This window comes from Pseudoalteromonas aurantia, from assembly GCF_005886875.1.
GTDB lineage: Bacteria > Pseudomonadota > Gammaproteobacteria > Enterobacterales > Alteromonadaceae > Pseudoalteromonas > Pseudoalteromonas aurantia_A.
Window position 1 is genome coordinate 16,460 of sequence record NZ_PNBY01000089.1, and the last position, 14,139, is coordinate 30,598.

General features: G+C 41.3%; 2 protein-coding genes. One reads left to right on the forward strand and one right to left on the reverse strand.

Annotation, left to right across the window (positions count from 1 at the left end):
- Positions 1-36 precede the first annotated feature (36 nt).
- Positions 37-12,531, reverse strand: coding sequence for a non-ribosomal peptide synthetase (locus tag CWC18_RS16535; protein WP_138675715.1), 12,495 nt, complete (start codon positions 12,529-12,531; stop codon positions 37-39).
- A 703-nt stretch (positions 12,532-13,234) separates the two neighbouring features.
- Here CWC18_RS16535 and CWC18_RS16540 point away from each other — a divergent pair.
- On the forward strand, positions 13,235-13,987 hold the full coding sequence (locus CWC18_RS16540; RefSeq protein WP_138592965.1) for a MipA/OmpV family protein: 753 nt from the start codon (positions 13,235-13,237) through the stop codon (positions 13,985-13,987).
- Positions 13,988-14,139 lie beyond the last annotated feature (152 nt).

Sequence of the window (14,139 nt, forward strand, 5' to 3'; positions counted from 1 at the left end):
TTAAAGCAAAAACTTAGTTATTATCCTTGTTCGCCTTTATTGACGCTTTCTACGTGAACTTACCTTAATACTTGATGTGCTTATTTTGGGTGCTTTATCTATTACACTCGCTACAGCACTGAGCGTTGGCATTCGTAAGAATGCAGACAAAGGCACTTTCACTTTGAATTCTTTTTGTACACGTGCCAGTATCTGGCTTGCTTTCAACGAATGCCCACCCAAGTCAAAGAAACTACATTGCTGGCCAACCTGCTGAACTTGCAATTGCTCTTGCCAAATCACAGCTAGCGCTTTCTCAGTTTGCGTATCTGGAGGTGAAAATGTCACTGGCTGATGTTGTAACTTCGAGAGCAGCGCCTTTCGGTCAACTTTTCCGTTGGCTGTCAGTGTTAAATGATCTATTTCTTGCCATATATCTGGGCGCATGAAATCCGGTAGACTTTGAGCCAGCGTATGCTGCAAACTCGCTTTTAATGAAATCCAATCTATTGCATTCACCTCAGGAACAACAAAAGCAACTATCCGAGTTCGAGCATTACCTTCTTTATTTCCTTGCTGTAATACAACTGCGGCATGCGCTACACCATTGTGGTTTAAAATGTTTAGCTCAATATCACTGAGCTCAATACGATGGCCTCTCACTTTCACTTGGTCATCACAGCGGCCTCGATAATGTAGCCGTCCACTGTGGTCAAAATAGGCTATATCGCCCGTTTTATAGAGCTTTTCACCTTCATTAAATGGATGGTCAAAAAAACGCTCGTTGGTTAAATTTGGTTGATTCACATAGCCTTGCGCTAATCCTAAGCCACCAATGTACAACTCTCCTTCTGCGCCGATTGGTAGTAAACATAAATTTTCATCAAGTACATACAGCTGAGTATTTTGAATTGCATGGCCTATCGGTACATCTGCGAGCGATTCATTCTCAGGCACGTCATAAATACAGCACCCAACAGTCGCTTCTGTCGGCCCGTATTCATTAATTATGCGTACCTTACTTTCAAGCCATGGTTTGCATGCTGCTTGGTGCAGCGCTTCACCTCCGACGATCAGTGTATGAATATTAGCTTTAAATTGACTGCCTAATTCTTGATAAATTAAATCAAGATGTACAGGCGTCAACTTCGCTAAACAGAAGCGCCCTGTTTGCAAACCCTTCGCAAGCTCCATAAGTTGCTCATCCTGATTGAACAACACGATTTCACTACCACAAGCCAAAGGCGCAAGTAAGGTCGTAACTGTGGCATCAAAACTAATAGAGGTTGTCACTGGTACTTTGCCACTTACAGGATAATGATATTGACGCTGGCAATGGCTAACGTAATTCATTAATGCCCCATGGTTGATCGCCACTCCTTTTGGTTGGCCCGTCGACCCCGAAGTATAGATCGCATAACAAGGGGATTTATGCGTTAAATGTGGCCATACTTCGGGGCGCGGATGTGGTTTAGTTATTAGTTGAGTTACCTGGTAAGTAGCTATATCTATCTGAGTTGCCCAGTCTTGTCGTACTTCATCACTGAGTAAGAATCGAGCACTCGCTTGCTTAAGCATATATTGCTTACGCTGAACTGGATAACTTGGTTCAATGGGAATATATGCAGCGCCAGCGCGCATAACACCGATAATAGCAACTAATAAATCACTATGAGCGTTAAAGCATATTCCAACATACTCCCCAAGAGAAATACCTTGCTCAAGCAGTGAACTGGCTAATTGCTCACTCCTTTCACATAGCTCCCGATAAGTTAATGATTTATCAGGTGCTGTAATAGCAATAAGATCTGGATAGTCGACTACCATACGTTCAAAGGATGTTAGAAAGTCCTCACAAGGCTGTGGTTCATATTTGCCTTGCCAAGTTTCAAGTAAGGTCACTCTCTGTGTATCTGGCACAGTATGAAAACGAGATATAGGTAGGTTTAGATTACCGTCCGACATCTGATTCAGTACGGTGTGAAATTGACCTATAAGCCCTTCAAGTTGTACTTGACCGTACTCTGTGGGGCTATGGTAATTAAATTTAAACACCAAACCATCGTGCTCACTTATTACTAACGTCAATGGTGTTTCAGTTTTTTCAATAGCAAAATCAAAAACAAAATGGCTTGGGGAAGACTCATGTGGATAATTTTCAAATACCATCAGGGAATCAAATAATCGACTATCACCCGATAAACCAGCGATGACTTTCAACTCAGCAAGATCCGCAGCTTGATTTTGTATTAACCCCATTTGCGACTGAATATACTCTAACCAGTCACAAATCAATGTTTGCCCTTGATAAGTAATTGGCAACGGCAAAGTTTCAATAAAAAGGCCCACCGATTGTTGAAGTCGTCCACGCTCAGGCTGACGACCCGCATGAGTGACACCAAAACAGACCGTTTTGTGCCCCTGTTGACGTTGTAACACTAACGCCCATGCTGCCTGCAAAACCGTATTTATTGACACGCTGGCACTACGCGAAAACGCTTTTAAAGCATCTGTTTCAGACTTGCTGAGACGTAAAAATTCGCTTATGTAACACCCAACTTTACCCTCAGCCTGCTCGATGATAGACAGTGTCTCTAAAGGCAATTTACTGTGTGCAAAATCTGTGAGCTGCTCAGCCCAAAAGGCTTCAACCAGCTTGAAATGGGGCTTGTCCGCACATAAGTCATAATTGACTGACGCTATTGGCTTTTTATTAAGTAGAGCGGTGAATTGCTCAAACAGCAGACTGATAGACCAACCATCCAAAATACTATGGTGATGCACGAACAGCATCGAAATCTTCTCGCCTTGTTCTATCCAATATACTCTATGTAATGGGCCTTGCTCTAAGCTAAACCCACGTATTTTATCTTCTTTAAGTAATGCCTCTATTTGTTTATCACTGCTAATATTCACCGCTTGCCATTCAACTTTTACTTGAGTATCGACGACAATTAAAGGGCTATCATTGACGCCTCTCATAAACCTTGCTCTTAGCATAGGGTGAATCTCAACTAACTGCTGCCAACATTGCTTATACAACATTTGTTCTCTAGGTTGAGCCTGCGGTAGATTAAAGCACAATTGTTCGTGATAAAAATGGCCTGTATCGTGATGCTCACTATGGAACACCATGGCTTGCTGTAGACTGTTAGCTGGCAGTATGTGCTGGGTTTGTGCTGTTTTGTTTAGCTGTAAAAATTGCGAGAGGGTGATATCGGCACGTGGGTCACACACGTTCAAAAAAAGCATGCTCTGCTCTTCCTGCAACAGCATAACCAGCGATTTCAAATTAGCCTCAAAGCGACTCGCTAACGCTTTAACACGCTTTGCGCTATCACCAAATTGTGCATGATACCAATATAGACTTAACCCTTGCTCTGTAGCTTCTATGTCTAACGTAAGTACAAAGCCTCGGTGATTTTGTTCTCCTATTTGATGTGCCAATAACAGTTTGGGGTCTAATCTAATGACTTGCTCATTATCATAAACAGAGGATTTACCTAAAAAGTTAACGCATACATGCGACTTTTCAAGCGAACTTATATCAATAGCCCGATCTACACTAGCAAGTTGCTGCGTTGCTAATATTTGTTGGTGGCTCACATGCAGGGTCTCTAACAAAGATGCCGATGTATTAATTGCAACAGAGTTAAAATGAGTAAACCAACCAACAGTGCGGCTTATATCTATGCCCTCTACCGTTCTCCCATGAGTTTCATGGGCAATAACGACTTGTTCGATTGCCGCCCATTCTCTCAAAGCTTGAGCCATAGCACTTAACAACAAAACTTGTTGCGTATTTTGCGCAAGCGTGCAACTTTCCAGCTCACGATACAAATCTACGTTCACGGTTTGCAGCATAACTTGGGTGTCACCCACCAAACACTGAGTATCCACTTTACCTTCATAAAGGGGTAAGCAAGGTGTACTCATGGAAGGTATACCTGCCATATTTGCCAAGCAGTGTTCCTGACACCACTGAGACCAAGTTAAATAATCACTTGTTGCACCGGCTAATTGCACTTGCTTACCCGCTTGCAATTGCTGATATGCGGTATTGAGGTCATCTAAAATAATTTGCCACGACACATGATCAACCACATTATGATGCATCACCCATAATAAACGTGGTTGATTATCTTCGCGTGTAAACAGCTTTGCGAGCCATGGCTGTTGGGTTAAATCTAAACTACTTTGGGATGTTTTTAGCCAGCTATCAAAGCACTCTTCATTTACCATATCACAGTCATTCAGTGATACTTGGGTCAAAGGCGGTGTAATTTGAGCATGCCATTGCTGCCCTTTTTGCTGCATCTTAAGACGTAACATGCCATGGTGGTTTATCACACTGAGCAAAGACTCACGCAACAATGTGCTATCGTAATTATTTGGGAGAATAAGAATACGAGATTGATTCACATGATGGATGTTCGGTGAGTTATAGTGTAAAGCCCATTGTATAATTGGCGTTATAACAAAATCGCCTTCATGCTGGACAAATTGCTGCTGCGTCTCGCGTGTTACAACCGTCGCCAACTGTGCAATACTTTGATGTGTTAACATCATTCTTGGCGTTATCTTTAACCCTTGCTCACGTGCTTTAAAAATGATTTGTAAACTAACAATCGAGTCTCCGCCAAGGGAAAAGAAATTATCATCAATAGAGATTTCTTCCTGCTTTAGAACCTCTTGCCAGATATCACGAAGCATTTTTATTATTGGGTTACTTGATACCTCGTGTGAAAAACAACTTAATCGGGGCTCAATAGACGCCAATGCAATACGGTCAACTTTGCCGTTATAAGTTAGAGGCATCACAGACACCTCACATAATTGTGCGGGGATCATATAGTGAGGCAATAGCGTATTGAGCTCTACACGCAGTTGTTGCTCAGAAAAATCCTCGCTACACACATAATATAATGCCAGAATTTCATTGCCTTGATTGTTTGTTTTTATTAAAGCAATCGCTTCAGTTATCACACCAACTTCTAGCGCACACGCTTCTATCTCAGGTAATTCAATACGATGTCCGGCAAGCTTAACCTGATTATCCTTGCGGCTTAAGTATACTAACTGGTCATCTTGGTTATATTTCACCAAATCACCACTTTGATAAATACGCCTAGTTGAATCAAAAGGGTGTTTTCTATACTTCTGAGCAGTCTCATTAGGCAGGTTAATATAACCATTTGCTAAACTAAACCCAGCAATATAAAGCTCACCAATGACCCCTTTAGGTACCATCTTATTATCTTCATCAAGCACCAAAAGCTCCGTCCCAGCAATAGCTTGACCGATAGGCGTAACACCACCGATGGCCACATCTTTCGGTTTAAATTGATAAACACTGCAGCCAACCGTCGCTTCTGTGGGTCCATACTCATTGAATACACTAACATCTGTATGACGCCAAGAATCCAGTGCGCCATGATGCAGTGCATCGCCTCCAATAATCAAATGAGTAACATTGCCTAAGTGCGCCATTGGAACGTGTTGGCGCAATACATCTAAATGCGCAGGAGCTATCTTCACTGCACTGTAATGGCGTGTGGCGAACAATTCACACAAGGACTCAAGAGGTTTGGATGGATCAACGATGTATAAAGGTCGCCCCGTCAGCCAGGGTAAAAACAAGCTGGTGACTGTTGCATCAAACCCGACCGAGCTATGCAAAATCATACCGCCTTCTAAGTGTTCCGGTAAGTACGTGGTCTGCGCAAAATCCAGATAGTGAGCTAAACTAGATAAGCCCACTTCTACGCCTTTGGGCCTGCCAGTCGATCCCGATGTATAAATAATATATGCAGCAGAGGCATTAGCGACATCTGGTACATTTTCGCTATGGTACAGCCATGGCACTTGACCGTGGTCAACTTCCAACGCTGGAACTTGCTCATCAAATTCAAATTCAACTGCACTTTGTTTATCCGTCAAAATGACATCCGGCGATGCATCTTCAATAATATGCATAACTCTCGCGGACGGATAAGTCGGATCGATTGGGATATAGCACCACCCAGCTTTCACCGCTGCCATGATACTCACTACCAACATTGGACTGTGCTGTTGTAAAATCAAACATCGAGGTTGCTTTCTTGGATTTGGGATCTGCTCTTGTAACCAATTGGCAATTTTATTACTCTGCTGATGGGCTTGTAAGTAAGTTAATTGCACATCGCCTTGAATAAGCGCCATTTGATTCGCATACTTGTGCTCTGCATTTTGCAATTTTTCTCTAAGCCAATTACACGAAAGAGGCTGTTCGGTAAGAAACGTTGGCGGTAGGTAAGTATGATTATCAATTGCTATATCAGCCAACACAGTATTACCACTATCTAATTGACTTAATTGCGTTAAAAATATATGCCATGCAGCTTGGATCCGTTGCATATTAATCACACTCAGGCGGCTGCTATCATATTCCCATTTGCAATTAGCACCGTGTGCTTGTTGATCCGATTCCACAAATAAAGTCAGAGGAAATTTGGCCTGTTGGCTGTCAAATAACGTCGTTTGACACTGCACACCTGCCAAATCTTGTTCAGTTGGCATATCTTTATAAACAAACATTACCTCTGGCGTTTTGTCTCCCCCCCACTCTAATGAATCCACAACTTCATCAAATGGTATTTGACCATGACGTGTTGCATCTAAGAAATGCTTACGCGTTTGTGTAATAAAATGATTTATCGTTTGCTGACCATCTATTCGCTGTCGAAGTGCTAATGTATTTAAACGCAGGCCCACATAATCTTCTTGGGCAGAAAGACCAAGGATAGGAAGCAACAAAGTAATATCTTTTTGTGCGCCACAGTATCTATACAAGAACGCATAGAATAGTCCAAACCAACAATTGAATTCTGAGCATTGCAGTTCTTTTGACCGCTCCAGAACCCAGCTTTGAACTGCTTTACCGACGTATTGCGCTGTTGTCGATACCTCTGCTATTGCCTGTGATTTTTTTGCAATAGGTAAATTCAGCTGTGTTTGTGAATCTAGTAACTGACTTTGCCAAAAATCAATACTGTTTTTCCATGCAAGAGAAGACCTGCTTTTTTGCTGATAAAGCGCATGTTTAACAATCTGATAATCAACGTCACTATCAGTGAGGGGATTAGGTTGACCAGATTGAGTATTACATAATTGCAAGTACTTGCTGTGCCACTCAGTACGAAAACGTATAATTGCTTCTTGATCAACCATAATATGATGGCAGCCTAAAATAACGGCGTGATGTACTTTATGATCTGTGATCAAAGTAATATTTAATGGAACTCCATCATTGAGATCCCATACTTGGCGGCGAAGTGTGTGGCTAAAGTGCTCACAGTAATCTTCGAAGTGCTCAGCATTCGCTGAATAGTCGATTTGTTTTAACTGTAAGGCATTATCCACTATGCGCTGCTCAAGCCCTACACTCGATTGCCTAAACTCACATCGCAACCCCCCATGTCGGAATAATGTCAAATGAAGCGCTTTATAGAGCTCACTAGTTTGTAATTCACCTTTAAAAAGATCACAAAAAACCAAGTTATAACTAGTTGATTTTTCTTCAAGTTGTTGAAGGTAATACAAACGCTGCTGAGAGGCTGTCATAGGGTACCAAGTGTTCTCCATGACTTGAATACTCGTAACTTCAACTTGCTCTGGCGCTTCTAATTGCTGCTGTTTAATATACAGTGCCAATTCGCGCACAGTGGGATACCGAAACAATTCACTAACCCCAAGGTCAAGAGAAAAGGTTTTACTTAACACCCGCATCATCGCAACCGCAAGTAAAGAATTGCCTCCTAAATTGAAGAAGTTATCGTTTTGAGTCATACACTCAACAACCAAAAACTGCTGCCAAGTTTTCCCTATTTCAACCGCAACAACATCATCACTATCCAACTGATGTATATGCGAAGTTTGTACTTGTGGATCGGGCAATGCTTTGACATTAATTTTATTATTAGGTAATCGAGGGAAGTCTTTTATGGCCACAAAACGATCAACTTGCATGTAACTTGGCAACCGTTCAGCCAAATAACCACGAAGTATAAGCTCATCAACGTCACGTTCGCCAATACTCACATACGCAACCAACATAGAAATAGACTGTACTGACTTAACGACAACTTTCGCATCAATGACTTGATCACTTTGCCTTAAGACGGTTTCGATTTCACTCGGCTCAATACGGTAACCTCGTACTTTTACCTGCTCATCAATACGGCCTAAAAACTCTAATTGCCCCTCTTTATTTAATCTGACCAAATCTCCCGTGCGATACATTTTTGCATTACTGTTTGGCGAAAAAGGGTCTGCTACAAACTTTTCTGCGGTCAGTTCTGGACGATTCAAATAACCTTTAGCAACCCCAATGCCCCCCACATACAATTCACCGGGTAAGCCGATAGGCCTTAATTTTTGAGCACTATCTAAAATCCAAGTTTGTACATTAGGTAGCGGGCGACCAATATGGACAACACCTCCATCCCACTGCAACTCGGCATTACTCGCACTCACCGACGCTTCTGTGGGCCCATAAGAATTAACGAAACGACGCCCTTTTCCCCATAACTCTAACAGATCAACCGCACATGCTTCACCCGCAGTGATGAGGACACTCAAATCGGGATATTCTTGATAGGGCAATGCTGCCAATGATGAGGCTGGCAATGTCACATGGCTAATTCGCTGCTCTAGCAAGGTATTGGCCAAGTCTGGCCCTGGTAAAATAGCCAGTTTATCAGCCATCACCAGTACCCCTCCCGAACATAGGGTCATTACGATTTCCCAAATTGAGGTGTCAAAGCTAAATGAAGCAAATTGCAAGACGCGACTGCCAGGCTTCATATCTAAAAAATCCACCTCGCCATACGCCAAATTACATACACCAATATGAGGAACTTCAACGCCTTTAGGCTTGCCAGTCGAGCCTGATGTATAAATAACGTAAGCTACATCTTGGCCTGAATGTTCTGACACATCACTTGGATTAGTATTTACACCTTCAGTCACCAGAGAGGGCTTAGCATCGGCTTGAAAAATATCTCCCTCATCATTAAATGCCAGACACTTTACACCCATCGATTGGTACTGACTTACAACTTGTGTTTCACACAATAGAAAACGCATTTGCGTGTCTTCAATGATAAATTCTCGACGTTGCGTGGGGTAATCTGGGTCAAGAGGCACGTAGACTGCGCCAAGTTTTAATATGGCATAAAAGCCGACAACCAATTCTATTGAGCGTGAAATACTCAGGCCAACCCTTGTTTTAGGCCTAACACCCAAGTGATAAAGCTGCTTTGACCATTGCTGGGCGCGTGCCTCTAACTCACTGTAACTAATAATACATGATTGGTAGGTCACAGCTGCCAAAGTTGGAGTTAATCTAGCTTGGGCCTCGATCATTCCATCAATAGTATGAATTTTTGGCATATCTCCAGCAACCCTAGCCAGATCATGAAGTTGCTGATGCTCTTCCTCATTTAACATGCTCAGCTGCGATAATAATACTGTGGGCCGAACAATAATATGCTCTAAGAGCTGGCTAAAATGCGTAACCAATTGCTGCGCTTGATAATCATCAAAGGCAATATGACCATACTCAAACAAACCTTGAAATTGACCTTCGTGTAACCACATATCGACACTTAAGCTATATCGTGCAATTTGACTATCTATGCGTTTTAAGCCGTCGTGAGTATAAGTAACAGGAACATTACTTTCATGATACGCAAACAGGCTTTGAAAAACTGGATGGTAGCCAAGAGTCCCTTGTAAATTTAAGTCGCTTACCATACTAGAAAAAGGATATTTTCCATGATGAATAGCGACTTGAATATCTTGCGCTACGTTTCTAAGCAACTCTACGAATGACTGCTGCTCATCAAATTCAGTTACGATCGGCAATAAATTTACATTAAAGCTTTCCTGAAGATCGGATGAAAGCTTAAAAGGGAGTCCCGTTACAATCTGTGATTGACAAGAATACTTAAATAAAAAGGTTTGAAATGCAGTAAATAGCAGACTATTTACAGAGATTTGTTGCTGTTGTGCCAACACAAGTAACGATTTAGTAAGCTCTGGAGATAATGAGAATTCAAGTAATCCACCAGAAAATGATGAACAATTATACTGCATACCTGTCAGATCTAACTCTGTTGATACACATTGTAAACGCTGTTGCCAATAGGATTGAGCCACTGAGTGACTTGCTAGTAAATGAGTATTATTTGCTCTAGTTGGCGCGTCTACCCATGAGGTTCCATGGTATGATGCGAGTAAGTTTTCTACGATTAATAAAAACCTATCTGCATCCATTAACAAATGGTGAGCACATACTGCCAGCTGCCAGTGCGACATACTTTTTACAACCATTACCTTTAATAATGGTCCCTCGCACAAATCAAATACTTCTCTAGCCCATATTTGCAAGGTAGTTTCAGCATCTGCAACGTCCTCAACATCCATTATTTCTATAATAGGTATAGACCCTTTCCGCCAACGCTGAGCATTTAAGTCAATCGCTCTATCAAGCTCGTACAACTCAGACACATCATGTAATGCACCAGTGAGCTTTTGTACATCTACGGCCCCCTCAAATACAATCGCATAGGGCATATTGTAAAGTGGCTGTTGCGGATACAATTGCTGTGTAAATACTAAACCTTGTTGTGCCAGTGTTAATGCCAATACATCTTGCGCCTTGCTTTGCGAGATATTAACGTCAACATGCTTATACTGTTCGCACAAGTTCAATAGATGAGCTGCGACTGGTTTAGTAGCAAACTCAAAGTAAGGAACAGCAACTCCGGTAAGCGTTTTCAATTGCGCCAATACTGAAACCAACTGTAAAGATGATCCGCCTAAGGCAAACGCAGAGGTGGAGGCTGAAAATGTACTTTGCTCAAAAGTAGACTGCCATATATCTTCAATAATTCGCGCAATATGGTTATCTGCTGGCCACAATTGAGTATCATCATTCGAATCCAAAGCGCGTAGTAAAACAACGTCAGTGCATGATACTTCTCCCTTAGCCAACTGAAGTAGCCTCATTCGATCTACTTTACCATTGGGTAAAAGCATAAAATCAGTATGTAAAAAAACTTTGGAGGGGATCATGTACGGTGGCAATTGCTCAATGAACTGTTCATTCACAGTCTCGATATCCAGGGTCGCTTTTGCCACTAGGTGTGCACAAATATAATGATTACCTTGATCGGATTGATGATAGGTAACAATTGCTTTATCAACACCGAGTAATCGCTCACAAACCAACTCAATTTCAGTCAACTCTATACGTTGACCGTTGATCTTAATCTGTTTATCTAAACGCCCAAGTATTACTAAATCCCCCTTATGATTAATCGTTCCGTGATCTCCTGTAGCATACTTACTATAACCATCTGGCGAGAGTGGAAAAGCCAATGCTTGAAGGCTTTCTGCGTCCCAATAACCTGCTGAGCTATGTTTAGTTTCTATAAACACCTCGCCGCTATTGGAAAGTGCATCATCATGTTTAAGCATAAAACGACTATCAGTGATCGGCTGACCAACAGGTACAGTTGCACCCATCGCTTGTAGTTCACTCAATATGAGGTTGGGGACGCAATAGCAAAACCGAGCCAAAGTTGTTTCGGTCGGCCCATAAAAGTTGTACAGCGTCAATGATGTAGGTGCCAAAGAATAAATATCCGTCACTAATTCTGGTCGTAATTTCTCACCAGCTAACATCAGCGCACGTACCCGCTTCAACCCGTTTTTAATATCCAGCTTTGGTTGCTGTAGCCACAACTCTACAATCGAAGGGACTTGGTGCACCAAGGTAATACCTGATCGAGCCAAAAACTGTAACGTTTGCTCAGGACTCAACAAAATCTCTGGATCAATAGGTATGACAAGTGTGGCACCATTGCATAATGGTAATAGCGTATCTCGAAGCACGGGATCAAAACCCACCGATGTAAGCATACTGCTCTTATCTCGCTCAGTGATTTTCACAAAATCGGTTTGCCAACGAATAAAATGTGCTAAAGAATCTGTGCGACCTAAAATGCCTTTAGGTGTTCCGGTCGAACCCGATGTAAAATATAAATATCCAGCTTGCTCACTGTCACTGTCACTGTCATCTTCATTACAGCCCGCAGAGTGGTCAAGAATACTTTCATCAATGACTAAAACTAACTCAGCGTCTACTAAATTAATAGGGGGATTATCACTACATATAACAACGTGAGGTTGAGCCTGACTCAAAATTAATTGAGTGCGCTTTACTGGCCAATTTGGATCAATGGGAATGAAAATATGCCCTGCTTTTTGCGTCATGAGCAAACTAGTTACCCACAATGGTGATTTGTCTATATAAACAGCAACTCGTTGTGGCTGGTCTATACCTAACTCAATTTGAGTTAGTCTTAACTTATTTTTGACCAAACTCTGCAAACGTTTGACAGCGAGATCGAGCTGTTGGTAAGCATATGTCAAAGAACCGTATTCTATTGCTACATTTGAGCTGTATTGCTTGGCTATTAAAGAAAAATCATGCCACACGTTCATTGTTCAAATTCCCTAAACTATTATAAATACGAACAGCGCAATTGCTTGGTTTCCGTCAAACGCATATAACTTACAGAAGCTTCTCTGCGCGACCCCTAATAAATAAAAGTGCCTCAAAATCGTTCACAGCACGATTAAAATCATTCTTGCATCAACCTATATACCTCAAACAACAACGTGCTTATAAGTTCCCGTCATCGTGTTTGACAAATGTTTAAAATTGTTAAAATCTATTAAAAAACAACTTAACACAAAATAACATTTAAAAAACAAAAACTTAACACCAATTTATTGCACTATTAATAATAAAATACCTATAAATGGCTGTTTCTAATAAATATGAAAATATTCACAAAAACATCGTAAATAAATGATAAATAACATGTTTACCGTTATTGGGTATACATATGATATACGCAGCTGTATAAAGAAACTACAGCTCCTTACAATCACTTACTGAATTGTATTTTCGCACTCAGTATCGTAACCCCTGTAAATACAACAGGCACTCATTAGCAAAATGTCAATGACAAAGAATGAGACTTTTGAGCAATTGGTCCACCGTATTACAAAGCAACTGCACAGCGACTTTTCAGTGGTAAAGGACGTTTTTACTGTGAATAAACAGCTCTAATGATTAATCGCAACCGTGCTAGTCAAGAGTTATCTCTGTGAAAAAATTTGGATTAAAAGGAAAGCCAAAATGAAAAAGCATTTATATACACTTACACTTACTTCGGCACTTTTGTTAGGTGCAGCAGACAAAGCTCAAGCAGCAGGCAACTTTGGGGTTGGATTGGGCTTATTCAATGGGTCTACCGAATACAAAGACATAGATACGGAAGTTTATGTACTTCCTGTTTTAATGTACGAAGGCGAGAACTTTAGCATCTCCCCAACGCGTGCCGAGTATCACGTTCAATTTAATAGCAACATGTGGGCAAGTGCAATTGGCGCACTTAGACTGCAAGGATATCAAGCAGAAGACAATACAACATTCAAAGGTATGGATGACAGAGATATAGGTGTCGACCTTGGCGCAAGTGTAAACTATTATTCACAAGAAATAGGCTTTGTTTCAGTCGAATGGCTGACAGATATTAGTGATCAATCTGAAGGTAATGAATTTTCAGCAATTTGGGCATTCCCAATTGAAGGACAAGCGTTAACAATCACACCGAGTGTATTCTGGCGCTGGCAAAGTGAAGATCTAATAACGTACTATTATGGCGTGAAACAAAAAGAAGCCACGGCAACTCGGGCAGCTTACACAGCAGAATCAGCCTCAACCTTTGGTGGTGCGCTTTCATTCGATTACAAACTCACTGATAGCGTTATTTTATTCAGTGAAATCAGCGCCTACTCACTAGATGATGAAGTGAAAAACAGCCCACTTGTCGATAACGATAAAGACTTTGGTTATGGCGCATCAGTAGGGTTTATTTACCGTTTTTAATAAGTCTGTTAATTGACATTTTTTGGGAGAGGGTTCTAATAGATACTTTCTCTCCCTATACATATTGGTGCTGTATTTCATTATCTACATTAAAGACTACATTTTCACATACCCCCTCCTCTTCAGAAACTACTTATATTACGTAAAACTAC